Annotated in this window: 21 protein-coding genes and 1 riboswitch; of the genes, 15 read left to right on the top strand and 6 right to left on the bottom strand. The window is 78.6% G+C overall.

The window, feature by feature from the left end; all coding sequences use genetic code 11:
• The 3 genes from WDV85_RS03960 to cobA all read left to right on the top strand — a co-directional run.
• The coding region (locus tag WDV85_RS03960) for a nitrite/sulfite reductase (RefSeq protein WP_339569376.1) at window positions 1–1,692 on the top strand (1,692 nt) is incomplete at its 5' end.
• Window positions 1,689–2,576 (top strand): phosphoadenylyl-sulfate reductase, encoded by an 888-nt coding sequence (locus WDV85_RS03955; RefSeq protein ID WP_339569375.1) that lies wholly within the window; start codon window positions 1,689–1,691, stop codon window positions 2,574–2,576. The genes WDV85_RS03960 and WDV85_RS03955, both read left to right, overlap by 4 nt.
• A gap of 40 nt (window positions 2,577–2,616) precedes the next feature.
• On the top strand, window positions 2,617–3,885 hold the full coding sequence (gene cobA / locus WDV85_RS03950; protein WP_339569374.1) for a uroporphyrinogen-III C-methyltransferase: 1,269 nt from the start codon (window positions 2,617–2,619) through the stop codon (window positions 3,883–3,885).
• Window positions 3,886–3,906: 21 nt separating this feature from the next.
• Here the strand turns inward: cobA and WDV85_RS03945 are convergent, their stop codons facing one another.
• Both WDV85_RS03945 and WDV85_RS03940 read right to left on the bottom strand, forming a co-directional pair.
• Complete coding sequence (locus WDV85_RS03945; protein WP_339569373.1) at window positions 3,907–4,800, bottom strand: siderophore-interacting protein; 894 nt, start codon at window positions 4,798–4,800, stop codon at window positions 3,907–3,909.
• A 155-nt stretch (window positions 4,801–4,955) separates the two neighbouring features.
• Window positions 4,956–6,134 (bottom strand): SLAC1 family transporter, encoded by a 1,179-nt coding sequence (locus WDV85_RS03940; protein ID WP_339569372.1) that lies wholly within the window; start codon window positions 6,132–6,134, stop codon window positions 4,956–4,958.
• A gap of 103 nt (window positions 6,135–6,237) precedes the next feature.
• Between WDV85_RS03940 and WDV85_RS03935 the strand changes: the two genes are divergently transcribed.
• The 9 genes from WDV85_RS03935 (at window position 6,238) to surE (ending at window position 16,994) form a co-directional block, all read left to right on the top strand.
• Window positions 6,238–7,179 (top strand): LysR family transcriptional regulator, encoded by a 942-nt coding sequence (locus WDV85_RS03935; protein WP_339569371.1) that lies wholly within the window; start codon window positions 6,238–6,240, stop codon window positions 7,177–7,179.
• A 149-nt stretch (window positions 7,180–7,328) separates the two neighbouring features.
• Window positions 7,329–8,297 carry an ATP-binding protein gene (locus WDV85_RS03930; RefSeq protein WP_339569370.1) on the top strand — a complete coding sequence of 323 codons (969 nt, stop codon included), beginning with the start codon at window positions 7,329–7,331 and terminating at the stop codon, window positions 8,295–8,297.
• Between the two features lie 131 nt (window positions 8,298–8,428).
• Window positions 8,429–8,896 carry a cupredoxin domain-containing protein gene (locus WDV85_RS03925; RefSeq protein WP_339569369.1) on the top strand — a complete coding sequence of 156 codons (468 nt, stop codon included), beginning with the start codon at window positions 8,429–8,431 and terminating at the stop codon, window positions 8,894–8,896.
• Between the two features lie 38 nt (window positions 8,897–8,934).
• Window positions 8,935–9,369, top strand: a complete 435-nt coding sequence (locus WDV85_RS03920; RefSeq protein ID WP_339569368.1) for a FluC/FEX family fluoride channel — start codon at window positions 8,935–8,937, stop codon at window positions 9,367–9,369.
• Window positions 9,366–9,752 (top strand): fluoride efflux transporter FluC, encoded by a 387-nt coding sequence (locus tag WDV85_RS03915; protein ID WP_339569367.1) that lies wholly within the window; start codon window positions 9,366–9,368, stop codon window positions 9,750–9,752. Before WDV85_RS03920 ends, WDV85_RS03915 begins: the two co-directional genes overlap by 4 nt.
• Before the next feature lie 326 nt (window positions 9,753–10,078).
• Window positions 10,079–10,191, top strand: a riboswitch (SAM riboswitch).
• A gap of 32 nt (window positions 10,192–10,223) precedes the next feature.
• On the top strand, window positions 10,224–11,756 hold the full coding sequence (locus tag WDV85_RS03910; protein ID WP_339569366.1) for an aminotransferase class V-fold PLP-dependent enzyme: 1,533 nt from the start codon (window positions 10,224–10,226) through the stop codon (window positions 11,754–11,756).
• A gap of 124 nt (window positions 11,757–11,880) precedes the next feature.
• Complete coding sequence (locus tag WDV85_RS03905; protein WP_339569365.1) at window positions 11,881–13,179, top strand: MFS transporter; 1,299 nt, start codon at window positions 11,881–11,883, stop codon at window positions 13,177–13,179.
• Window positions 13,180–13,297: 118 nt separating this feature from the next.
• On the top strand, window positions 13,298–15,922 hold the full coding sequence (locus tag WDV85_RS03900) for a bifunctional FO biosynthesis protein CofGH (protein ID WP_339569364.1): 2,625 nt from the start codon (window positions 13,298–13,300) through the stop codon (window positions 15,920–15,922).
• Between the two features lie 172 nt (window positions 15,923–16,094).
• On the top strand, window positions 16,095–16,994 hold the full coding sequence (surE, locus tag WDV85_RS03895; RefSeq protein WP_339569363.1) for a 5'/3'-nucleotidase SurE: 900 nt from the start codon (window positions 16,095–16,097) through the stop codon (window positions 16,992–16,994).
• 120 nt (window positions 16,995–17,114) lie between these two features.
• On the opposite strand, the gene WDV85_RS03890 is transcribed toward surE, so the two are convergent.
• Window positions 17,115–17,840 (bottom strand): NUDIX hydrolase N-terminal domain-containing protein, encoded by a 726-nt coding sequence (locus tag WDV85_RS03890; RefSeq protein WP_339569362.1) that lies wholly within the window; start codon window positions 17,838–17,840, stop codon window positions 17,115–17,117.
• Window positions 17,837–18,877, bottom strand: a complete 1,041-nt coding sequence (locus tag WDV85_RS03885; RefSeq protein ID WP_339569361.1) for an NAD(P)-dependent alcohol dehydrogenase — start codon at window positions 18,875–18,877, stop codon at window positions 17,837–17,839. The genes WDV85_RS03890 and WDV85_RS03885 overlap by 4 nt, the downstream gene beginning before the upstream one ends.
• A gap of 141 nt (window positions 18,878–19,018) precedes the next feature.
• Between WDV85_RS03885 and WDV85_RS03880 the strand changes: the two genes are divergently transcribed.
• Window positions 19,019–22,123 (top strand): alpha/beta fold hydrolase, encoded by a 3,105-nt coding sequence (locus tag WDV85_RS03880; protein ID WP_339569360.1) that lies wholly within the window; start codon window positions 19,019–19,021, stop codon window positions 22,121–22,123.
• Window positions 22,120–23,127 (top strand): ABC transporter permease, encoded by a 1,008-nt coding sequence (locus WDV85_RS03875; protein WP_339569359.1) that lies wholly within the window; start codon window positions 22,120–22,122, stop codon window positions 23,125–23,127. The genes WDV85_RS03880 and WDV85_RS03875 overlap by 4 nt, the downstream gene beginning before the upstream one ends.
• Before the next feature lie 34 nt (window positions 23,128–23,161).
• On the opposite strand, the gene WDV85_RS03870 is transcribed toward WDV85_RS03875, so the two are convergent.
• Together WDV85_RS03870 and WDV85_RS03865 are read right to left on the bottom strand one after the other, a co-directional pair.
• Window positions 23,162–24,142, bottom strand: a complete 981-nt coding sequence (locus WDV85_RS03870; RefSeq protein ID WP_339569358.1) for a dioxygenase family protein — start codon at window positions 24,140–24,142, stop codon at window positions 23,162–23,164.
• Between the two features lie 98 nt (window positions 24,143–24,240).
• Window positions 24,241–24,471 (bottom strand): hypothetical protein, encoded by a 231-nt coding sequence (locus tag WDV85_RS03865; RefSeq protein ID WP_339569357.1) that lies wholly within the window; start codon window positions 24,469–24,471, stop codon window positions 24,241–24,243.
• Window positions 24,472–24,554: 83 nt separating this feature from the next.
• Here WDV85_RS03865 and WDV85_RS03860 point away from each other — a divergent pair, with 83 nt between their 5' ends.
• Complete coding sequence (locus WDV85_RS03860; RefSeq protein ID WP_339569356.1) at window positions 24,555–24,905, top strand: histone-like nucleoid-structuring protein Lsr2; 351 nt, start codon at window positions 24,555–24,557, stop codon at window positions 24,903–24,905.
• Window positions 24,906–24,913 lie beyond the last annotated feature (8 nt).

Raw genomic sequence — 24,913 nt, 5'->3', positions numbered from 1 at the left:
CCCCCCCCCCCGGCCCGTCCCGCCCGCGCCGCCCGGCCCCAGGGCCAGTGGGCGGTCGACGGCACGGCGCCGCTCAACCACAACGAGCAGTTCAAGCAGGACGACCCCGCCCTGAACGTGCGCCGGCGGGTCGAGGAGGTCTACGCGAAGGAGGGCTTCGCGAGCATCGACCCCGACGACCTGCGCGGCCGGCTGCGCTGGTGGGGCCTCTACACCCAGCGCAAGCCCGGCATCGACGGCGGGCGAACGGCGCAGCTCGAGCCGCACGAGCTCGAGGACGAGTACTTCATGATGCGCGTGCGCGTGGACGGCGGGGCGCTCACCACCGAGCAGCTGCGCGTCGTCGCCGGCGTCTCCACGGAGTTCGCCCGGGGCACCGCCGACATCAGCGACCGGCAGAACGTCCAGCTGCACTGGGTGCGCATCGAGGACGTGCCGGAGATCTGGCGCCGCCTCGAGGCCGTCGGGCTCTGGACGACCGAGGCGTGCGGCGACTGCCCGCGCGTCATCCTCGGCTCGCCGGTGGCGGGCGTGGCGGCCGACGAGCTGCTCGACCCGACGCCGCAGATCGAGGAGATCCAGCGCCGCTGGATCGGCGACCCCGAGCTGGCCAACCTGCCCCGCAAGTTCAAGTCGGCGATCACCGGCCACCCGAGCCAGGACGTCGTGCACGAGATCAACGACGTCTCGTTCGTCGCGGTCGAGCACCCCGAGCGCGGCCTCGGGTACGACCTCTTCGTCGGCGGCGGCCTCTCGACGACGGCGCGGCTGGCCTCGCGCCTCGGGGCGTTCGTGCGCCCCGAGGAGGTCCCCGAGGTCTGGCACGCGGTCGTCGAGGTCTTCCGCGACTACGGCTACCGGCGCCTGCGCAACAAGGCGCGGCTGAAGTTCCTCCTCGCGGACTGGGGCGCCGAGCGCTTCCGCCAGGTGCTGCAGGACGAGTACCTCCACCGCGCGCTGCCCGACGGCCCGCCGCCGCCCCCGCCCGTCGGCAGCGGCGACCACGTGGGCGTCCACCCGCAGAAGGACGGGCGCCGCTACGTCGGCGTCGCCCCGTCGGTCGGGCGGGTCAGCGGCGAGGTGCTCGCCGGCGTCGCGGACCTCGCCGAGGCGCACGGCAGCCACCGGGTCCGCCTGACCCCGCACCAGAAGCTCGTCGTCCTCGACGTGCCCGCCGACGAGGTCGAGGAGGTCGTGGACGGGCTCGCCGCCCTGGGCCTCGAGGCGCGGCCGAACCTCTTCCGCCGCACGACGATGGCGTGCACGGGCATCGAGTACTGCAAGCTCGCCATCGTCGAGACGAAGGCCACGGCGACGCGCGCCGCCGCCGAGCTCGACGAGCGCCTCGCCGACGTGCAGGCGGGCCTGCCGGCGCCGGTGCGCCTGCACGTCAACGGCTGCCCGAACTCCTGCGCGCGCATCCAGACCGCCGACATCGGCCTCAAGGGCCAGCTCGTCGCGGGCGACGACGGCGAGCAGGTGCCAGGCTTCCAGGTGCACCTCGGGGGCGGGCTCGCCTCCGCGGACCGGGAGGAGGCCGGGCTGGGACGCACCGTGCGCGGCCTCAAGGTCACCGCGGACGACCTCGTCGACTACGTCGAGCGGGTCGTCCGGCGGTACGACGCGGGCCGCGACGGCGACGAGACCTTCGCGACGTGGGCCCACCGGGTCGACGAGGAGGAGCTGCGATGACCGCGCAGGGCGTGGAGCGGGGCACCGACCGGGGCGTGGCGCGGCCGCGCCGCCACGGCGCGGCGCCCGGTGACGCCTCCGGCGTCGGGTCCGGACCCAGCACGGACCCGGACGTCGCGCCCGCCACCGCGGAGGTCGCCCACGAGCAGGCGCCCGCGGAGGGGCCGGAGCGGCGGCGCACCCGCACGGAGGCCGAGCTGCGCGCCCTGGCCGAGGAGGGGCAGCGCCGCTTCGGCGACGCCCGCGGCGTCGACGGCGCCCTCGCCGTGCTCGCCTGGGTGGCCGAGGAGCTCGGCGACGGCGTCGCGGTGGCCTCCTCGATGGCCAACGCCGTCCTCCCGCACCTGGCGTCGCGCGCCCGCCCCGGCGTGGACGTGCTCTTCCTCGAGACGGGCTACCACTTCGCCGAGACCCTCGGCACGCGCGACGCGGTGGCGCAGACGATGGACGTGCGGGTCGTCGACGTCCGGGCCGCCCTCACGGTGCCCGAGCAGGACGCCCGGTACGGCGCGCGGCTGCACGACCGCGACCCGGGGCTGTGCTGCGCGATGCGCAAGGTCGAGCCGCTGCGGGCGGCGCTCGCGGGCTACGACGCCTGGGTCACGGGCGTGCGGCGCGAGGAGACCTCCACGCGCACCGGGGCGCCGGTCGTCCAGTTCGACGAGAAGCACGGGCTCGTCAAGGTCAACCCCATCGCGGCGTGGTCGTGGGACGAGCTCGTCGGCTACGCCGACGAGCACGGCGTCCTGCTCAACCCGCTGCTGCTCGACGGGTTCCCCTCGATCGGCTGCGCCCCGTGCACCCAGCGGGTCGAGCCCGGGGCCGACCCGCGGTCGGGCCGCTGGGCCGGGCTCGGCAAGACCGAGTGCGGGATCCACACCTGAGCCCCCCGCGGCCCGGGCCCCGGCTGGCACGCTCCGGCGCGTGAGCGACCTCCTCCCGCTGTCCCTGCGCGTCGAGGGCCGCCGCGTCGTCGTCGTGGGCGGCGGCGCGGTGGCCGCGCGCAGCGTCGACGGGCTGCTCGCGGCGGGCGCCGACGTCGTCGTCGTCGCCCCGGAGGTCGTCCCCGGCCTCGCGGCGCTCGCCGGCGCGGGGCGCGTGCACCTCGAGCGCCGGCCCTACGCCGACGGCGACCTCGACGGCGCCTGGCTCGCGGTGACGGCGACCGGCCTGCCGGCCGTGGACGCGGCCGTCTCGGCGGAGGCCGAGCGCCGCCGCACGTGGTGCGTGGACCGCGGGGACGCGGGGCGCGCCACGGCGTGGACGCCGTCGGTGGCGCGCGTCGACGACGTCGTGGTGGCGGTGAGCGCCGGCCGCGACCCCCGCCGGGCGGTGCGGCTGCGCGACGGCGTCGCGGCGGCCCTGCAGGCGGGCGACCTGCCGCTGCGCCGGTCGCCGGGACGGTCGGGGGCGCGGTCGGGGTCTGGGGGAGCCGGGCGCGTCGCGCTCGTCGGCGGCGGGCCGGGCGACCCGGGCCTGCTCACGGCCCGCGGGCGACGGCTGCTGGCGGAGGCGGACGTCGTCGTCGTCGACCGCCTGGGCCCCCGGTCGGTGCTCGAGGAGCTCGACGACGACGTGATCGTCGTCGACGTCGGCAAGACGCCGGGGAACCACCCGGTGCCCCAGGAGCGCATCAACGAGGTCCTCGTCGAGCACGGGCTCGCCGGGCGGGCGGTCGTGCGGCTCAAGGGCGGCGACCCCTACGTCTTCGGCCGCGGCGGTGAGGAGCTGGCGGCGTGCCGCGCCGCCGGGCTCGACGTCGAGGTCGTCCCCGGGGTCACGTCGGCGGTGTCGGTGCCCGCGGCCGCCGGCATCCCCGTGACGCACCGCGGCGTCGCCCGCGGCTTCACGGTGCTCACCGGCCACGAGGACCTCGCCGCGACGCCGGCCCTGCTGGCGGGCGTGCCGGTGGAGGCGCACACCGTGGTCCTGCTCATGGGCGTCAGCGCGCTCGCGGCGTCGGCCCGCGCGCTCGTGGCCACGGGCCGCCCGCCGACGACCCCGGCCGCCGTCGTCGAGGACGGGTACGGGCCGCGCCAGCGCACGACCCTCGGGACGCTCGCGACGATCGCCGACCTCGCGGCCGAGCGGGGCGTGCGCGCCCCGGCGGTGGTCGTCGTCGGCGACGTCGTGCGCCTGGCCCCGGGGTGGGGCGCCGTCGCCGGGGCCCAGCCCGGCGCGCAGCCCGGCTGAGCGGGGGGCCGACCGGCCCGGTCAGTCCGCGTAGGCGGGGGCGTCGGCGCGCCAGTACCCGCAGAAGTACACGTCGTCCTTGCCGAGGCCGCGCTCGCGCACGAGGTGGCGGCGGACGGAGGTCGCCAGGGCGGCCTCCCCGGCGACCCACGCGTAGACGCCCTCGGACGGCAGGGAGCGCGCCGCGACGTCCTCGAGCAGGGAGCCCGCGTCGCCCGCGACCCGCCAGGACACCTCGACGCCGTCGCGCACGGGCAGGTCGGGGGCGTCCTGCGCGGTGGGCACCTCGACGAGGACCGTCGCGGTCGTCCCGGCCGGCAGCGCGGCGAGGATGCCGGCGGCCGCGGGCACGCCCGTGGCGTCGGCGACGAGGAGGACGTGCTCCGTGCCGGCCGGGGGCGCGAAGCACGTGTCCTGGACGATGACGCCCACCTCGTCGCCCGGCGCGGCCCGCAGCGCCCAGGCGCTCGCCGGGCCGGTCTCGCCGTGGGCCACGAGGTCGACGTCGAGCTCGCCGTCCGCGGGGCGCGCGTCGCGGACGGTGTAGTTGCGCAGCACGGGCCGCTCGTCGGCCGGCATGGCCTGCATCTCCGGCCACCACCGCTCCGTCTCGGGCAGCCGCGGGCGCTCCTGGCCCGGGCGCGGGAGCAGCAGGCGGAAGTACTGGTCGGCGCCCAGCGCGGGCGCCGCGCGCAGGTCCTCCCCGGCGAGCGTGACCCGGACGACCGACGGCGTGACGCGGCGGACGGCGCTGACCCGGACCGGCACGGCGACGGCCGCGAGCCGCTGGCGCACGGGGCGCCTGCGCGCCGTCCCGGCCCGGCCGGCGGCCCGCTGCGACGGTGCGACCCGCTCCCGGTGCGGCGCGGCCTGCGCCGGCGCGGAGGCGGGGCGGGCCCCGGTCGTGGTGGTCATGCGGCTCCTCGGGTCCGGCGCGGGAGGCCGGCGGTGGGGGCCCACCCGCGGCGACGACCGCTGCAGGTGAGGCTTGCCTTCCCTACGGTACGTCCCGCCGGCGGTGCTGTCAGCCCCGGGGTGCCCGCGCGCGGCCCGCGCGCTCGAGGGACCCGTCAGCCCGCCGGCAGGAGGAGCGCGCCGCTGACGGCGCCGCGCGCCGTCCGGGCGGCGACGAGCACCCAGGCCAGCAGGAGCAGCGCGAAGAGCCCCACGGCCAGCGCGGCCGCGGCGGTCGAGCCCGTGGCGGCCGCCAGGCCGCTCGTCCCGGTGACGCACGTGCCGACGGGGAACGTGAAGCTCCACCACGTCAGCGAGAAGCGCATCCCGCGGCGGGCGGCGTGCGCCGTCAGCGCCGCCGCGAGGAAGAGGAGCAGGCCGCCGAAGCCGACCATCGCGGCGGCGCAGGCGACGCCGAGGACGTGCACGACGCGCGCGGCGTCCGAGCCCGCGCCCGCCACCGCGGCCGTCGCGCCGCCGAGCAGCACCGCCGCGGTGGCCGACTGGCCGACGACGCCCAGGGTGATCCACGTCGTCGGCGCCGCCTGCACGGGCAGCGGGCCGCCCGTGAGGAGCCGCCCGTGGACGAGCGTCGCCGTCATGAGGCCCGCCAGCAGGCCCAGCCCGAAGAGCGCCGCGCAGCCCAGCAGCAGCGCGAGCCGCAGCTGGCCGGCCGGCACCTCGGGCACGAGCAGCGCGCCCGTCGACGCCGACACCATCGGCGGGACCACCGGCATCATCCACGCGGGCAGCGGCTCGCCCGCCCGCTCGCCCGCCGCGGCGGCGTCCCCGGCGCGCGTGGCGGTGCGGAAGGGCACCCACACGGCCGTCGCCACCCCGAGGGCGGTGCCGAGCACCCAGAGCACGGTGAAGACGGCGACGCCCGCGGCCTCGCCGAGGAGCCGCTCGCCGACGAGGTGCGCGCCCGCGCCCGTCGTCAGCAGCGCCATCGCCGGGGCGCCGTAGAAGCCGGCCATGACGGGGTGGCGCGCGTAGCCCGCGGCGAGCGCCCGGTGGCGCCGCCAGTGCAGCGCGAAGGCGACGGCCAGGACGACGAGGAGCGTCGCGGCGAGCAGCCAGGCGACGAGCGCGACGGCGTCGAGGACCGGCCCCTGCAGCGGCAGCGACGACGCGGCGACGGCGACGACGCCCGTGCCCATGACGGAGGCGAACCAGTTGGGCGTGACGTGCTCGAGCGCCTGCCCCGGGTGCTCGAGCGCGGGCAGCAGGCGGCGGCGCGCCGGCGGCGTCGCGGGAGGGGCGGGGGCAGGAGCGGGGGCGGGAGCGGCGGGCACGTCGTCGACCCTGCGCTGCGCCCCGCCGGGCCGGTAGCCCCCATCGCGGCGTGGACCCACAGCCTGCGGTTGTGGCTGGCGGGCGTCGGTGCGACGCTCGGGCGTGCTCGGCGACCGCGTGCCCGACCTGCGGGCCCTCCAGCTGCTCGTCGCGGTGCGCGACCTCGGGTCGCTGGGGGCGGCGGGCGCCGCCTGCGGCACCACCCAGCAGGCCGCCTCGGCGCGGCTGCGCTCGACCGAGGCGCTCGTCGGCGTCCCGCTCGTCCTGCGCGGGGCCCGCGGCTCGCGGCTGACCCCCGCCGGCGAGCTCGTCGCCCGGTGGGCCGACGCCGTCCTCGACGCCGCCGCCCACCTCGACGCGGCGGCGACGGCGCTGCGCCAGGACGCCGCCACCCACCTGCGCCTGGCCGCCTCGCTCACGGCCGCCGAGCACCTCGTGCCGCGCTGGCTCGCCGAGGCGGCCCGGCGCGAGCGGGACGCCGGCCGCGCCCCGGCGCAGGTGGCGCTGCGGACGACGAACAGCGAGGAGGTGGCCGCGCTCGTGCGGGCCGGCGAGGTCGACCTCGGCTTCGTGGAGGGCCCGGAGGCCCCCGAGGGGCTCGCCGCCCGCGACGTCGCGGCCGACCGGCTCGTCGTCGTCGTCGCGCCGGGGCACCCGTGGGCGCGCCGCCGCAGCGGCATCGCGGCGGCCGAGCTGGCCGCGACGCCGCTCGTGAGCCGGGAGAGCGGCTCGGGCACCCGGTCGGCGCTGCGCCGGGCCCTGGCCGAGGCCCTCCCCCCGGGGCACGACGTCGCCGAGCCCGCGCTCGTCGTCGCCAGCGCGGCCGCGGTGCGGGCCTCCGTCGTGGCGGGCGTGGCCCCCGGGGCGCTGAGCAGCCTCGACGTCGCCGACGAGCTGGCCCTCGGCCGCCTCGTCGCCGTCCCCGTGCGCGGCGTCGACCTGCGGCGAACGCTGCGCGCGGTCTGGCGCGGCGGCGCGACGCCCCCGGCGGGCGCCGCCCGCGACCTGCTGGCGCTCGCCTCGGCGGACGGTCCCGCCGCCTGAGCGCCGCCGTCCCCGCTCGCGGCGCCGCCGGTGGGCGCGGGCCGCGGCCGGTCGCTCCTCGTCGACCGGTGGACGTCGTCGCCGGAGGCCCGGCGCCGCGGCGCCGCGGGTACCGTCGGTCGCACGGGGCTCGGGGGGGTGGGTCAGGCATGGGCGGACGCCGTGAGGACGCGGCGCGCGCGTCGACGTCGTCGACCAGGCGCACCTTCCCCCCTCGGATCGAGGCGGTGCGCTGGGCCCGCGGCCTCGTCGAGGACGCGCTGGTGGCCGTCGGCCTGGGGCACCTGGCCGACGACGCGGGGCTCCTGGTCTCCGAGCTGGCGGGCAACGCCGTCCTGCACGCCCGGACGAGCTTCGAGGTCGCCGTGCTCCCGGTCGAGGCCGGGGCGCGGGTCGAGGTGTCCGACGGGTCCGCCGTCCTGCCGGTCTCCACCGCCCCCAGCGCGACCGCGACGATGGGGCGGGGCCTGCTCCTGGTGCGCAGGCTGTCCTCCGGCTGGGGGGCTCGGGAGACGGGCGACGGCGAGGTCGTGTGGTTCGAGGTGGACGGGCGGGCCGTCGACGACGCCGACCTCAGCGTGGAGGACCTCCTGGCGGCGTGGGACGACGAGGGCCCGGCGGCCGGGGCGCCGGGCGGTGGGGCCGTCGCCGGCCGGGGCGCCGTGGACGAGGAGCACGTCGTCGTGGTGCCCGACGTGCCGGCCCGGGAGCTGCTGGCGGCCAAGGAGCACATGGACGACCTCCTGCGCGAGCTCCAGCTCGTGCTGCTGGACGTGGGGGGCCGGGACGGGACGCGGGCGCCCTCGGCGCAGCGGACGGGCGACGTCGTCAGGGTCGCCGCCGGCCTCGACGCGGCCGCCAGGGCCTTCGACGGCGTCAGGCGCCAGGTCCGCGAGCAGGTCAGCCGCTCGGTCGTCGCCGGCGAGGAGCGCGTCTCCCTGCACCTGCGGGTCGCGCCCGGCGTCGTCGCCGACGCGGTCGCCTACCGAGCCGCGGTGGAGGCCGCCGAGGTTCTGGCGGCGGCCGGGGGGCTGCTGACGACCGGCGGTCTCGAGCGCCACGCCGTCGTCCGTCGCCGGTACCTCGACGAGGTCGTCCGCCGGGCCGGCGCGCGCTGAAGGGGTCCTGGTCCCGGTCCCGGTCCCGGGCCCCGGCGGGACGGCGCGGCGGGGGGTGGGGGATGCTCGTCGCGCCGGGCGGGCGCCCGGCGCCGCGCTCCCGCGCGGCCCCGACCGACACGGAGGTCGCCGTGCGCGCACCCGCCCTGGCCCTCGCCGCGCTGCTGGTCCTCGCGACCGCCGGCTGCGGCGACGACGCGTCGGAGCCGTCGGGTGCGCCCGCCGCCGAGCCGTCGTCCGCCGCGACCTCGTCCGCGGGAGGGGCGACGACCGAGGGCGGGGCGGCGGCGGACGCGTCCGTCCCCGTCCTCACCGCCTCCGTGGGCACCCCCGACGACCCGGAGGCGTACGTCATCTCCCTCGTCGACGCGAGCGGCCAGGAGGTCACCGAGCTGGCGGCGGGCGACTACGTCGTCGAGGTGGACGACCCGGCCACCTCGCACAACGTCCACCTCGAGGGTCCCGGTGTCGACGAGTCGACGACGGTCCCGGAGACCACGACGACGCAGTGGCGGGTCTCTCTCCAGCCCGGCGACTACGTCTACCGCTGCGACCCCCACCCGAGCATGGTCGGGGAGTTCACCGTCACCGACGTCTGAGCCGACGTGCCCCGCCCCCGCCCGGCGCCCGGTGCCGCGTGAGCGAGCCCGACGCGCGCCCGGCGCACCGGTCCCCGTCCCTGCTCCTGGGGGTCCTGCTCGGCGGGTCCGCCGGCACGGCGCTGCGCTGGGCCGCGGGGCGGGCGCTCCCGCACGAGGCCAGCGGCTGGCCGTGGGGGACGCTGCTCGTCAACGCCGTCGGCGCCCTCCTGCTGGGAGCCCTGCTCGAGGCGCTGGTGCGCGCCGGGCCCGACGTCGGGCGCCGGCGCGCCCTGCGCGTCGTCCTGGGCTCGGGCCTGCTCGGCGGGCTCACGACGACGAGCGCGCTCGCGCTCGAGACGGTGCGGCTGGGCGAGGCGGGCGCCCCCGCGCTCGCCGTCGCCTACGCGGCGACGACGCTCGTCGTGGGCGTCGCGGCCGCCGCCGCGGGCGTCGCGCTGGCCGCCCGCTGGCCCCGGGGGCGGCGCTCGTGAGCGGGTCGGTCGTCGTGCTCGTCGCCCTCGCCGGCGGGGTGGGCGCCGTCGCGCGCGTCGTCGTCGACGGGGAGGTGCGCACCCGGCTCGGCGGCCGGCTGCCGTGGGGCACCGCGGTCGTCAACGTGCTCGGCTCGCTGCTCATCGGCCTCGTCACCGGGCTGCTGGGCGGACCCGCCGCGCCGGCGTCCGACGCCGCCGCGGCGGCTGTGCTCGCCACCGGCTTCTGCGGCGGCTTCACCACCTTCGGCACCGCCGTCGTCGAGGTGCTGCGACTGCTCGAGCAGCGCCGCGTCGGTGCCGCCGCCGCGGCGGCCGCCGCCACCGTCGTCGTCAGCGCCCTCGCGGCCGCGCTCGGCCTGGCCCTCGGCCGCGCCCTCTGAGGGTGGGCCCCGAGGTGCTCAGAGGGCGGACGGGCGACGACTCGCTCCCGACGGGCCGGGGGTGAAGGAGGCGTCACCTTCGCGTGGGGAGGAGCCCCAGGGGTGAAGGGGGCGTCACCTTCGCGTCGTGGGGGGGGGGGCAGGGGTGAAGGGGGCGTCACCTTCGCAGGGGGCCCGGGGGGAGGTGGGGCTCACCCCGCGCAGCGCATAGGAGGCCGCCTCCGACGGGGCCGACCGGGTGACGGCGCGGTGCGGCGTCCCGGATGGCGGGACGCCCGTCCCGAGGGGTGGTGCGGCCAGCGGTGGGTGCCCTAGCGTCCTCGGCAGGTCAAGAGCGCCAGCGACAAGCCCCGGCTCGCTGGCCGGCAACCCTCCTCCGCGGTGGGGTGCCCCGGGTGAGGACCTGGCCGCACCGGTCCTGGTGCGGCAAGCGCGGACCTCCGGGTCCGGTGGACGCCGCAGGAGACCCCTATGAGCACGCACCCCGTCCTCGCTGACCGCGCCCTCGACCGGGCCCTCGACCGGGCCGTCGACCGAGCTGCGGCAGCGGCCCCGCCCGCCCGGCGCCTCGCCGTCGTGCCGCCCCCCGCCTCGACTCGCGAGGAGGCGGGCGCCCCGTCGGGGTCGTCAGGGCCGGCGGTGCCCCGCGCCCGCACCGCGCCCGCGCCGGGCGACGAGCCGCTGCTGCCCGTCGTCGGCGGCGAGGAGCAGGTGCCCCTCGTGACCGGTGGCACCGCGCGCTACGCCAACCTCGACGTCGCGGCCAGCGCGCCCGCGCTGTGCTGGGTCGCCGACCACGTCGAGCGCGTCCTGCCGCTGTACGCCAGCGTCCACCGCGGCGCCGGGTACGCCTCGCAGGTGAGCACGGCCGTCCTCGAGGGGGCGCGCGACGTCGTCGGCGGCTTCGTCGGGGCCCGCGCGGACGACGTCGTCGTCTGGACCCGGAGCACGACCGACGCCCTCGCCGTCCTCGCCGGCTGCGTGCCCGACGGCGGCTCGGTGCTCGTCCTCGACCTCGAGCACCACGCCAATCTCCTGCCGTGGCGCACGCAGGGCCACCGGGGCGTGACCTCGCGCGTCGTCGAGGCCGCCCCGACCCTCGAAGGGACGCTGGCCGTCCTCGCAGACGCCCTGGCCGCCGAGCCGACGTCGCTCGTCGCCGTCACGGGCGCGAGCAACGTCACGGGGGAGGAGCTGCCGCTGCGCCGGATCGCCGACCTCGCGCACGCCGCCGGGGCCCGCCTCGCCGTCGACGCCGCCCAGCTCGCCCCGCACCGGGCGGTCGACGTGGCCCGCGACGGCGTCGACTGGGTGGCCCTCTCCGGCCACAAGCTCTACGCGCCCTTCGGCGCGGGCGCGCTCGTCGGGCGCCGCGACTGGCTCGACGACGGCACGCCCTACCTGGCCGGCGGCGGCGCGGTCGCCGAGGTCGGCGTCGACGACGTCCGCTGGGCCGCCGCGCCCGCCCGGCACGAGGGCGGCACGCCCAACGTCCTCGGCGTCGCCGCGCTCGCCGCGGCCTGCGACGCGCTGCAGGCGCTCGCCGGCGGCGCGCTCGAGGCGCACGAGCGGGCCCTGCGGGAGCGCCTCGTGGACGGCCTGGCGGGCGTGCCGGGCGTGCGGGTGCACCGCGCGCTCGAGGGGGCGCCGTCGGCCATCGGCGTCGTCACCTTCACCGTCGACGGCGTCGCCCCCGGCCTCGTGGCGGCCGTCCTGTCCGCCGAGCACGGGATCGGCGTGCGGGACGGGCGCTTCTGCGCGCACCCGCTCCTCGAGCGCCTCGGCCTGCGCGAGGGCGCCGTGCGGGCGAGCGTCGGCGTCGGGTCGCGGGCCGAGGACGTCGACCGGCTCGTCGCCGCGCTCCGCGCGCTCGTCTCGGGCGGCCCCGAGTGGCAGTACGCGCTCGTCGAGGGCCGCTGGGCGCCCGTCGACGACCCGCGGCCGTGGCCCGAGTGGGGCGACCCGACGGCGCGCGCGGCCGCCGCCCGCCCCTGCGGCGGCTGACGGCGACGCCCCCGGCGACCGGCGGCACCTCCACCTGCTCCACCGCGACCTCGTGCCGCCGGTCCCCGGCCGGCGGGTCGCCGCCGGCGTCCTGGCTCCGCGTCGGGACCTACCCTCACTCCCCGTGAGCGACCCCGTCAGCCCGTCGACCCCCGCGGGACCCTCCCCGCAGCAGGCCCGCTCGGTGCTCGCCGGCGTGCTCGTCGCGACGCTGCTCGCGGCGCTCGACCTCCTCGCGGTCGCCGTCGCGCTGCCCGAGCTGGCCCTCGACCTCGAGCTGGAGCGCGCGCTCGCGCTGCCCGTCGGTGCGGGGGTGGTCGGCCTCGTCCTCGCCGTCCCGCTGGCGGCGCGGCTGTCGCGCCACGGCCCGCGGCCGGTGCTGCTCGGGGCGGCGGCGGCGCTCGTCGTCGCCGGCGGCGTCGCGACGGCGCTCGCGCCGCTGCCGACCGGGGCGGCGGGGGACGCCCCCGGCTCCCTGCTCGCCGTCGGCCTCGGCCGCCTGGCCCAGGGCGCCGGCGTCGGCGCGCTCGTCGTCGGCGCCGGGGCCGCCCTCGTGCGCGGCGTGCCCGCCGCCCTGCAGGTGCGGGTCCAGGCCGCGCTCGTGCTCGTCACCGGGGTGGGCGCGCTGCTCGGCGCGCTCGTCGGGGGGCTGCTCGCCGACGTGCCCGGCGGCTGGCGCGCGGTGCCGCTGCTCGCGCCCGTCCTCGCCGTCGTCGCGCTCGTGCTGCTGCGCTCGGTGCGGGCGCTGCCCCGCGGGGAGGCGCCGCCCCCGGCCGCCGCGGGCCCGTCGTCGTGGGCCGTCCTGCGCCACCGCGTCGTCCTCCTCGGCGCGGTGGTGGGCGTCGTCGTCGGCGCCGTCACCGTCCTCGTGCTCGTCGACGCCGTCCTCTTCCTCGACCTCGAGCGGCCGCTCCTGCGCGGGCTGCTCGTCGCCGCCGGGGTCGTCGCGGGGGTGGTCGGCGTGGTCGGCGCCACGACGGCGATCGCCCGGGTGGGCCGGCAGCCGCACCTCGCCCAGGTCGGGACGGCGGGCGCCGTCGTCGCGGCCGTGGGCACCTGGCTCGTCGCGTGGCTCGTGGGGGCGGGGCAGCCGGCGGCCGTGCTGCCGCTCGTGCTCGTCGGCGCCGGGCTCGGCGCGGCCGTCCAGGGCACCGGGCTCGTCGTCTCCGTGCTCAGCCCGGAGGGCTCCGAGCGGGAGGCCGCCGCCGCCCTCGGCGCCGGGCGGCGGGCCGGGGCCCTCGTCGGCGCCCTGGTCGTCCTGCTCGCGCCGCTGGCGGGCGACCTCGACGGCACGGGCGCGGCCCCGGCCGGGGTCCTCAGCGGGGTCGTGGCGGTCGTCGGCGTCCTCGCGCTGCTCGCCGTGGTGCCCGTCCTCGCCGTCCTCCCGCGCCGCGGACCCGTCCGGCACCTGCCGGGCGCCTGACGGGCGCGGCCCCGCACATCGGGCACGGCACATCGGGCACGGCACATCCGCCCCGGCCCTCGGGCCCGCCCTCCGGCGGCGGGGACGCGCGGGCGCCGGCCCGTGCGAGAGTGCTGCGGTGACGCTGCTGCCCCCGCCGTCCGCTCGTCCCGCCGCCGCACCGGCCGGCCCCCAGCCCGAGGTCGTCCCGCCCACCGCCGCGCAGCTGCGGCGCTCGCTGGCCCGCGCCCGCGACGGCAAGGCGCTCGACGCCGCCGAGGCCGAGGTGCTGCTGCACGCCCGGGGCGAGGACCTCGCCGCGCTGCAAGAGGTCGCGGTGCGCGTCCGCGACGCCGCGATGGCCCGGGAGGGGCGGCCCGGCGTCGTCACGTACTCGCGCAAGGTCTTCATCCCCCTGACGCGGCTGTGCCGCGACCGGTGCCACTACTGCACCTTCGTCACCGTGCCGCACCGGCTGCCCGCGGCGTACCTCAGCCCCGACGAGGTGCTCGACATCGCCCGTGAGGGCGCCGCGCAGGGCTGCCGCGAGGCGCTCTTCACCCTCGGCGACCGCCCCGAGGACCGCTGGCCGGCCGCCCGCGAGTGGCTCGACGCCCACGGCTACGACGACACGCTCTCGTACGTGCGCGCCATGGCCGTCCGCGTGCTCGAGGAGACGGGGCTCCTGCCGCACCTCAACCCCGGCGTCATGAGCTGGTCGGAGCTGCAGCGCCTCAAGCCCGTCGCCCCGTCGATGGGGATGATGCTCGAGACGACGGCGACCCGGCTGTGGTCCGAGCCCGGCGGCCCGCACTACGGCAGCCCCGACAAGGACCCGGCGCTGCGCCTGCGCGTGCTCGAGGACGCCGGGCGCGTCGGCGTCCCCTTCACCACGGGGATCCTCGTCGGCATCGGGGAGACGCCGGCCGAGCGCGTCGACTCCCTGCTCGCCATCCGCCGGGTCGCCCGGGAGTACGGCGGGATCCAGGAGGTCATCGTCCAGAACTTCCGGGCGAAGGACGCCACCGCGATGCAGGCGGCGCCCGACCTCGACCGCGAGACCTACCTGGCGACCCTCGCCGTCGCGCGCGTCCTGCTCGGCCCGACGGTGAGCCTGCAAGCGCCGCCGAACCTCTCGGACCCCGAGGACGTCGCGGCGCTGCTCGCCTCCGGCGTCGACGACTGGGGCGGCGTCTCGCCCGTGACGCCCGACCACGTCAACCCCGAGCGGCCCTGGCCGCACCTGGCCGACCTCGACCGGTGGACGGCGGACGCGGGCCTCGGCCTGGCGCAGCGGCTCACGACGCACCCGCGGTACGTCCTCGGGTCGCTCGAGCGCGACGAGGCGTGGGTCGACCCCCGGCTGCACCCGCACGTGCGCGCGCTCGTCGACCCGGCCACGGGGCTGGCGGACCCGAGCACGCAGCCGGTCGGCCTGCCGTGGCAGGAGCCCGACGGCGGGCTCGTCGCGAGCGGCGGCGGTACCGGTCGCACCGAGCTGCACGTCGAGGTCGACACGACCGGCCGCAGCGCCGACCGCCGCACCGACTTCGACGAGGTCTACGGCGACTGGGACGCCGTCGCCGAGCGGGTGCCGGCGCAGGACCGGCGGGGCGGCGCCCGACCGGCGCCCTCGGGCCCGCGGGTGGACACCGATGTCGCCGCCGCCCTGCGCGCCGCCGAGGCCGACCCCGCGGGGCTCTCGGACGCGCAGTACCTCGCGCTCATGACGGCCGACGGCCCGGCGCTCGACGCCGTCACCGCGCTGGCGGACGGCCTGCGCCGCGACGTCGTGGGCGACGACGTCACCTACGTGGTGAACCGGAACATCAACTTCACCAACGTCTGCTACGTCGGTTGCCGCTTCTGCGCCTTCGCCCAGCGCAAGACCGACGCCGACGCGTACACGCTCTCGCTCGAGCAGATCTCCGAGCGCACTCGCGAGGCGCGCGACGTCTGGGGCGCCACGGAGGTGTGCCTGCAGGGCGGCATCTCGCCCGACCTCGGGCCGACGGCGTACGTCGACATCGTCCGCGCCGTGAAGGACGCCGTGCCGGACATGCACGTGCACGCCTTCTCGCCCATGGAGATCGCGACGGCGTCGGCCAAGCGCGGCATCTCGGTGCGGACGTGGCTGGAGGAGGTGCGGGCGGCGGGCCTCGGGTCCATCCCCGGCACGGCGGCGGAGATCCTCGACGACGACGTCCGCTGGGTGCTGACGAAGGGCAAGCTGCCCGCCGCGGCGTGGGTCGACGTCGTCGAGACGGCGCACTCCCTCGGCCTGCGCAGCTCGAGCACGATGATGTACGGCCACGTCGACGACCCGCGGCACTGGGTGGCCCACCTGCGCACGCTCGCCGGGGTGCAGGACCGCACGGGCGGGTTCACCGAGTTCGTGCCGCTGCCGTTCGTCCACACGAGCTCGCCGGTGTACCTCGCCGGCATCGCGCGCCCGGGGCCGACGCTGCGCGACAACCGCGCCGTCCACGCGCTGGCGCGGATCATGCTGCACGGCCGGGTCGACCACGTGCAGACGTCGTGGGTGAAGCTCGGCGTCGAGGGCACCCGCGCCATGCTCACCGGCGGCGCCGACGACCTCGGCGGCACGCTCATGGAGGAGACCATCAGCCGCATGGCGGGCTCCGAGCACGGGTCGGCGAAGTCGGTCGCGGAGATCACCGAGATCGCCGACGGCATCGGCCGGCCGGTGCGCGAGCGGACGACGACGTACGGCCCCGCCCCGGAGCGCGCGGTCGCCGGCTGACGCGCGGCGCCCGCCGGGACCGACGAACGGCGGAAGCGCCCGTCGAGACCGACGGACGACGTCCTCCGGAGTCCGGGGAGCCACCGTCCGTCGGTCTCGTGCGGCGATCCGCTCGTCCCGTCACGGCGGGGCGGTGTCGCCGTCGCGCGCGCCGCCCGGGAGCATGGGCGCCGTGCCCGAGAAGACGCGCCCCCTGGCCCTGGTGACCAACGACGACGGCGTGGAGGGCCGCGGCCTCGCGCTGCTGGTCGTCGCGGCGGTCGAGGCGGGGTTCGACGTCGTCGTCGCGGCGCCGTCGCGCGACCGCAGCGGGGCGAGCGCGGCGGTCGACGCCGAGCTCGAGGACGACCGCCTGCCCGTCACCGAGGTCGCCCTGCCGTGGCCGGACCTCGCGGGGGACGGGCACGAGGACCCGCGGGCGTGGTCCGCGGAGGCCCGCGCGCTCGAGGGCACCGACCGGCTGCGCGTGCTCGCCGTCGGCGCGAGCCCGGCCTTCTGCACCCGCGTCGGCCTGCGCGGCGCCTTCGGCGGGCGGGTGCCCGACGTCGTCCTGTCCGGGGTCAACCACGGCATGAACACCGGTGAGGCGGTGCTCCACTCGGGCACCGTCGGCGCCGCGCTGACGGCGACGGTCTTCGGCGTCCGCGCGCTCGCCGCGTCGGCCGGGGTCGCGTCCACGACGACGCTCGAGGTCGCGCCGACGACGTGGGCCGCCGTCCTCGAGGCCGTGCGCCCCGCGCTGCGGTGGGTCCTCGACCACGAGCCGACCGGGACGCTCAACCTCAACGTGCCGCACCTCGAGACGGGCGAGCGCCTCCAGGGCCTGCGCCCGGCGACGCTCGCGGCCGTCGGCGTCGCGCAGGGCCACGCCTTCGAGGCCGGGGAGGGCTACGTGCGCCTGACCGCCACGACGCCGCCCGAGGACGACGAGCCGGAGGACCCGGGCAGCGACACCGTGCTCCTCGCCCAGGGCTGGGCGACGGCGACGGTGCTCGGCCCCGTCGAGCAGCGTGAGGGCGTCGCGCTCGGCGACCTCGGCGACCTCGCGGGCGCCGTCCCCGCCGCCGGCTGACCCGCCCCTCCCGCACTTCGTCGTCAGATCGCCACCTGGAGGCGTCTGCCACGGCGATGTGTCGACGAAGTGCGGGGAAGGGCGTGCCGGGAGGGGCGATGTGTCGACGAAGTGCGGGGTTCAGTCGAGCTCGGTCGGCAGCGCCGGGTCGCGGTGGTGGGCGACGCAGCGCTCGAGCTCCCAGCGCGTCGTGCGGCCCTGGCTCAGCTCGGGCAGCTCGTCGAGGCCGAACCAGCCGACGTCGAGGGTCTCGAGCTCGTCGGGCGGGCGGACGTCGCCCGTCGCGCGGCACAGGAAGAAGAGCTTGACGACGCCGACGCTCATCGGCGGGCGGTGGCCGCGGGCGTCGCGGTCCCAGCAGCCGACGAGCTTGACGACGTCGGCGGCGTAGCCGGTCTCCTCCCGCACCTCGCGCAGCGCGGCGGACACCGGGGTGTCGCCCGGGTCGGCCCACCCGCCCGGCGCCGACCAGCGGCCGTCGCTGCGCTCGCGCATGAGCAGCACGCGCTCCGAGGCGTCGACGAGGACGCCGCGGACGTCGACCTTCGGCGTCGCGTAGCCGGTGTCGCGCCGCTCCAGCTCGAGGGCCAGCTCGGCGGCGTCGGCACCCGACAGCACCGACATGAGCTCGGCGGCCAGCTCGCGCGTCGTCTCGAAGCGCTCGACGTCGTACGCGGTGGGGGAGAAAGCGAGCCCGCTCTGGGCCACCGCGGCGAGGCGGACGGCGACGGCGCGGACGCGCTCGGCCGCGTCACCGCCCCTCTGGTCGTCCCCCGCGCGGCCGGGCGCCGCCCCCTCAGCGGGGACGGCTCCTCCGGCCAGACCGCGCACGGCCGGACCGCTCACGGCACCACCACGCCGCGGCCGGTGAGCGAGCCCTCGTGCAGCCGGCGGTAGGCCTCGGGGGCCTCGTCGAGGGAGAAGCGCTCGGTGTGCACGGAGATCTGCCCGCGCTGCGCCAGCTCGACGACCTCGACGAGCTCGTCGCGCGAGCCCCAGTACGGCACGAGGGTGCTCACCTCGTAGGGCACCGTCCCGAACCCGACCTTGAGCGTCGGCGCCCCGGCGGTGATGCCGACGACCGTGAGGTCGCCGCCCACGCGCACGAGCTGCGGCGCCAGGTCGAGGGTCGCCTGCGCGCCGACGAAGTCGAGGACGACGTCCGCCCCGCGACCGCGCGTCATCTCCTTCACCGGCTCCACGGCCTCGGGGGAGGACTTCAGCGCCTCCGCGGCGCCGACCCGGCGGGCCAGCTCGAGCTTGTCGTCGCCGATGTCGAGCGCCACCACCCGCGCACCGGACAGCGCCGAGAGGATCTGCACGGCGACGTGACCGAGCCCGCCGACGCCGATGACGACGGCCGTGGAACCGGCACCCAGCTTCGGCAGGGACCGCTTGATCGCGTGGTACGGCGTGAGCCCGGCGTCCGTGAGCGGCGCCGCGGCCACGGGGTCGAGGTCCCCGATCGGCACGAGGTGGCGCGCGTCGTCGACGAGCATCCGCTCGGCCATGGCGCCGGGGGCGCCGAGCCCGGGCGGGGCGATGCCGAGCTCGGCCGCCCGCTCGCAGTAGTTCTCCTGGCCGGCGGAGCAGCGCACGCACCGCCCGCAGCCCCACGGGCCGTAGACGACGACGCTGTCGCCGACCTCCACGCCCGTCACGCCCTCGCCGAGCGCCGCCACGGTGCCCGCGCCCTCGTGCCCGAGGGTCAGGGGCAGCCCGTAGACGTACTCCTCCTCGGGCAGGCCCATGACGTACTCGTCGGAGTGGCACAGACCCGCCGCCGTCACGTCGAGGAGCACCTGCCCCGGCCCGGGCTGCGGGTCCTCGACCTCGACCACCTCGGGCCGTCCGCCGATCTCCCGGTACTGGACCGCCTTCATCGTCCGCTCACCTCGCGTCGTCGCTCTCGCCTGCTGTCGTCACGCCCCGGCGACGGGGCGGCGCCCTCGGCCGCCGGGTCTCCCGACGCTAGGCGCCGGGGCGCGTCCCCGCGCCCCGGGCGGGGGTGTGACGATGGCGTCGTGGGACGACGCACCGCGGCAGCGGTCTCGGCGGCCGCGGTGGCCCTCCTGGTGCTCGCCGCTCCCGCTGTCGCGCCCTCCTCGGCCCCGTCCGCCCGGGCCTCCGCCGCCGTGCCGCCCGCCGCGCCGGGCGCGAGCGCCTCGCCGTCCCCCTCGCCGAGCGCGACGCCGGACGTCGGCGCCGACGTCGAGGTCGAGCAGCTCTCCGTCCCCGTCGGGGCGGAGCCCTCCGCCCCGGACGAGCCCGTGGCCCTCGACGCCGCCGTGTACCGGACGGCGGGCGGCACCGACCGGCGCCCCGCCGTCCTCCTCGCGCACGGATTCCTCAGCACCCGCGCCGACCGCGACGGGCAGGCGCGCGAGCTCGCCGCCGAGGGCTTCGTCGTCCTCACGTGGTCGGCCCGGGGCTTCGGCGACTCGGGCGGCCTCGTGCACCTCGACGCCCCCGACTTCGAGGTCGCCGACGCCCGCGCGCTCGTCGACGTCCTCGCCGAGCGGCGCGACGTCCTCCTCGACGAGACCGGCGACCCGCGCGTCGGTGTCGTCGGCGGCTCGTACGGCGGGGCGCTCGCGCTGCTGCTCGCAGGCACGGACGACCGCGTCGACGCCGCGGCCGCGGCCATCACGTGGCACGACCTGGTGGACTCCCTCGCGCCCTCGACCACCGCAGCCGAGGACGCGAGCACGCCGGCGGCGGTGACGAGCACCCAGCCCGGCGTCCTCAAGCGCGCCTGGGCCACCCAGCTCGCCGCCAGCCGCGGCGCCCTGCCGGTCGGGACCCCGCAGGGGGCGGGCGACGGCGGCGCCGCGACGGCCGGTGGCGGCGCCGGGTCGGGTGCGTGCGGCAGCCTCGCGCCGGACCTGTGCGCCGGCTACCTCGACGCCATCGCCACCGGCGAGGTCGGGGACGACCTCGCCCCGCTGCTGCGCGCGTCGAGCCCGGCGAGCGTGCTCGACGACGTCGACGTGCCCGTCCTCCTCGTCCAGGGCCAGCAGGACAGCCTCTTCCCGCTCACCGAGGCCGACGCGAACGCCCGGCAGCTGGCCGCCGCCGGCAGCGACGTGCGGGTGCGCTGGATCGCCGGCGGCCACGACGCCGGCGCCGGGGCCGGTGGCGGCTTCGGCTCCGCCGAGGACGAGCTCGCGCCCTTCCTGCGCGAGGTGCTCGCCGGCGACCCCGCCGCCGACGGCGCCGCCACCTTCCGCGCCGACGTGGTGGAGGACGACGACCTGGGCGCCGCCCTCGGCGCGGCGGCCCAGCAGCCCGGCGCCCCGCCGGTGGCGGGCCTCACCGAGGAGGGCGACGACCGGGAGGTCCTCGAGCTCCCCGGCTACCCGGGCCTCACGTCGGCCGACGGCGACGGGGGCGACGAGGGGGCCGACGGGGGCGCGCCCGCGCTCGAGGTCCGCGCCGTCCCGCTCGTCGGCGACCCCCAGCAGGTGCTCTCGCCGGCGGGCGGCACGCCGTCCGCGCTGACGACGCTGCCCGGCGCCGGCGCCGCAGCCGGCGCGCTCGGCGGGGGGCTCGCCGCCCTGGGCTCCGCGCTCGCCGTCCTGCCCGGCCAGAGCGCGACCTTCGACTCCGCCGAGCTCGAGGACGACGTCCTCGTGGCCGGCGCGCCGACCGTCCGCCTCGTCGTCACCTCGACGGCGAGCGACGCCACGCTCTTCACGGGCCTGCTCGAGGTGCCCTCCGACGGCCGGGCCGTGCTGCCGCGCCAGCTCGTCGCGCCGGTGCGGCTGACGGGCCTGGTGCCCGGGGAGCCGACGCGCGTCGACGTCGCCCTGCCCGCCGTGCTCCAGCGCTACGCCGCCGGCTCCACGATGCGGCTGCTCGTCTCGAGCACCGACCAGGGCTACGCGGTGCCGCAGGACGGCCGGGTCTACGGCGTCGCGCTCGCGTCGGAGGACGCCGAGCCGGCGGTGCGCGTGCCCGTGGCGCCGGGCGACGACGTCGCCACGGTCGCGGCGAGCACGGACGACGGCGGGGGCGTCGAGGTCCCCTGGGGCCTCGTGATCGCGCTGGCCGTCGTGCTGCTCCTCGCGGCGCTGCTCGGCCCGGTGAGCCGGCGCGTCGACGCCCGCCGCGCCGCGCCCGCCACCGTCCCCGCGCTGGGCGGCGGCGTCCTCGCCGGCGCCGCCTCGCTCGAGGGCGACGGGCCGCCGCCGCCGCTGGTCGTCGACGGGCTCGCGCTCGTCTACGCCTCCGGCCTGCGCGCCGTCGACGGCGTGAGCTTCACCGTCGGGCGCGGGCAGGTCGTCGGGCTCCTCGGCCCGAACGGCGCCGGCAAGACCTCGACGCTGCGCATGGTCCTCGGGCTCGTGCACCCGACCGAGGGCCGCACGCTCGTGCTGGGCCACGAGGTCGTGCCGGGCGCGGCCGTGCTCTCGCAGGTCGGCGCGTTCGTCGAGGGGCCGGGCCTGCTGCCGCACGCCACCGGCATCGCCAACCTCCGCCTCGCCTGGCAGGCCACGGGCCGCCCGCTCGGGGACGCGCGGATCGACGAGGTGCTCGAGATCGCCGCGCTCGGCGACGCCGTCCACCGGCCCGTCCGGGGCTACAGCCAGGGCATGCGCGCCCGCATCGCCATCGCGCAGGCGATGCTCGGCCTGCCCGACGTCCTCGTGCTCGACGAGCCGACCAACGGCCTCGACCCGCCGCAGATCCGCGCGCTGCGCGACGTGCTGCGCGGGTACGCCGCCTCGGGCCGGGCCGTGCTCGTCTCGAGCCACCTGCTCGCGGAGGTCGAGATGACCTGCACCCACGCCGTCATCATGCGGCGCGGCCAGGTCGTCGCCGGCGGCTCGCTCGAGGAGCTGACGAGCGGCGGCACCGGCGACGGGCACGGCGGGACGGCCGTCGTCGTCGACGACGTCGAGCGCGCCCGCGCGGCCCTCGCCGACCTGCCGGGCGCCCGCGTGGACGCCGCGGCCGAGCACGCCGACGCCGAGGACCGCCCCGTCCCCGGCGACGGCGAGCTCACCGTCACGGGCGCCGAGCCCGAGGACGTCGTCCGCGCGCTCGTCACCGCCGGCGTGGCGGTGCACCGGGTGGCGCCGCGGCGCCGGCTGGAGGAGGTCTTCCTGGAGGTGACCGGCACGTGAGCGACGACAGCCCCGCGGACGGGTCCGCCCAGCACGCGGCGCAGGGCACCGACGAGCTCGACCGCGCCCTGCGCGCGGAGGAGCCGGCCGGCGAGCGCACCGCCGCGCAGGACGACGCCCGGGAGGGCGAGGCCGCGGGCGCGCGCCACGGCCGCCGCCGCGGCGACGACGGCGCGGCCCCGGGCTACGCGCCGCGCCGGACCCTCACCGTGCGCGCCGAGGCCGCGCGCCAGCTGCGCCGTCGCCGGACCGTCGTCACGGCCGTGCTCCTCGCGGTGCTCCCGCTCGTGCTCGTCGGCGCCTTCGCCCTCGGCGACGGCGACACCTCCGGCGCCCCGGACTTCGTCGAGCTCGCCACCGAGGGCGGGGCGAACCTCGCGCTCTTCACGCTGTTCGTGGCGACCGGCTTCCTCGTCCCGCTCGTCGTCTCGCTGCTGTGCGGCGACCCGCTGGCCTCCGAGGCCAGCTGGTCGAGCCTGCGCTACCTGCTCGTCTCGCCCGTGCCCCGGCGGCGGCTGCTGCGCAGCAAGCTCGTCGTCGCGCTCGTCTCCTCGGTGCTCGCGGTGGTCCTGCTCATGGTCGTCGCCTACCTCGTGGGGACGCTGGCGTACGGGCCCGAGCCGCTCGTCAGCCCCAGCGGCGAGGCCTTTGACCTCTCCGGGGGGCTGTGGCGCCTGGCCGCCGCGACGGGGTACGTCCTCGTCACGACGGCGGCCTTCGGCGGCTTCGCCTTCCTCGTCGGCACGCGCTCCGACGCCCCGCTCGCGGCGGTCGGCAGCGCCGTCCTCCTCGTCGTCGTCTCGACGGTGCTCGACCAGATCCAGGCCCTCGGCGACCTGCGCGAGGCCCTGCCGACGCACTTCCAGTACGCCTACGTGGGCCTCTTCCAGCCCGACCCCGCCTGGGACGACATGCTCACCGGCAGCCTCTGGGCGCTGCTGTGGGCCGTCGTCGCGATCCGCCTCGCCTTCTGGTCCTTCGGCCGCAAGGACGTCCTCAGCTGACCCGCCCCCGCGGGCGACGACGCCGGCGCGCGCCTCACGCGGACGCGGGCCGCGCGGGCGGCGCCCCTCCCGGGCCGCCGGCGCCGCCGCCCGGCCCCGCCGCTCCGCCGCTCGTCGGCGTCGTCGTCGTGTCGACCCCGACCCGGAGCGAGACGCGGTAGCCGCTGCTGGTGTCGCCGGTCACGGTGGCCAGCTGGGTCGCGCCCGCGTCGTCGCCGAACACGGTGTCGGTGGCCAGGCTGACCTGGGACAGGTTCGTGACGGACGCCTCGTACCCGGTGGTGGCGTAGACGGCCTCGCAGACGTCCTGCGGCAGCGCGACCTGGGAGGTGGCGACGGCGCCGGCGCCGGCGGCGTCGGTGATCGAGTCGACGTCGGGGTAGACCTCGAGGTGCACGTGCGGCCACCGCCCGGAGTAGCAGGCCGGGACGACGCTCGTGAAGGTGACCGTGCCGTCGGCGCCGACGACCTGGACGCCGCGCAGGTAGTCCTCGTCCTCCACGCCGGAGGAGTACAGGGAGTACCGGCCCTCGCGGTCGCAGTGCCAGACGTAGACGGCGGCGCCCTCGAAGGGGACGTCGCCGCCGGCCATGTCCACCACGTCGAGCACCAGGGTCATGGGGACGCCCTCGGCGGTCGTGGTCGAGGTGCCGAAGGACGAGCGGATGTCGGAGCGGACGACGCCGGCGGCGGTGAGGACGTTCTCGCCGTTCGAGCCGTCGCCGGGGTAGGGGCCGGCCGTCTCGTCGGGGATCTCGGTCAGGTCCGACGACGACGTGGCCGCGGAGGTGGCGGCGCCGTCGCCGCCGCACGCCACGAGGCCGGCGGTCGCCGCCCCCAGCCCGAGCAGGCCGAGCACGCGGCGCCGGTCGAGCATCGTCGTGACGTCGAAGGCCAGGCCCTGGTCGTCGACGTCCTCGTGCTGGCGGGGGAGGGCGCGCCCGCGGAAGGTGCGCAGCCGCCGACCGGTGGGCTGCCGGTCGGCCGCAGGGGCGGTGGGCTTCGTCTCGTCCATGCCGGGAGCGTCGGAGCCGCCGGTGTCGGGACCGTCTGCCCCCGCTGTGCGCCGCCTGTGGGTCCCGGCGCGCCCGCCGCCCGTGGTCGCCGGGGGCGTCACCCCCGGCGGACGTCGCCCGGCTCGGGCGCCGGGTCGGCCGTCGTCGGCGCGCCGGGCCACGGCCGCCGCGGGGCCTCGTCCGGCACCCCGAGCTGCACCGACCGCCCGCAGACCGCGCAGCCCACGAGGTGGGGGCGCCCCGCTCGCCGGGCCGCCCTCCCGGCGTCGGCGACCCCGGGGTGGAAGAGGTGCTCGTGCGGCGGTGGAGCGGGGGCGGGGCTCGTCATGCCGGCGGACCGTAGGGGCGAGGACCGACACCCCCGCCGCGCCGCGGTGCGCCCGGGTGCGCGGCGTCGGCCAGGATGTGGCCATGGCGCAGAAGACCCAGACCATCCTCACCGACGACATCGACGGCGGTGACGCCACCCAGACGGTGACGTTCTCCTTCCAGGGCACGAACTACGAGATCGACCTCAACGACGAGCACGCGGCTTCCATCGAGGAGTCCTTCGCCGAGTGGATCGCCAACGCCCGCAAGGTCACCGGCCGCGGGGCCGCCGGTGCGGCGCCCGCGCGCTCGGGCGGCGGCCGCGCGAGCTCGGGGCCCAAGCGCATCGACCTCGACGCCGTCCGCGCCTGGGCCCGCGAGAACGGGCACGAGGTCTCCGACCGCGGCCGCGTCTCGAACAAGGTCCTCGAGGCCTACGACGCCGCGCACTGAGCCCCGCC

It is taken from the genome of Pseudokineococcus sp. 5B2Z-1 (assembly GCF_037482305.1).
Lineage (GTDB): Bacteria > Actinomycetota > Actinomycetes > Actinomycetales > Quadrisphaeraceae > Pseudokineococcus.
This window is presented reverse-complemented; position numbering and strand designations above follow the sequence as displayed.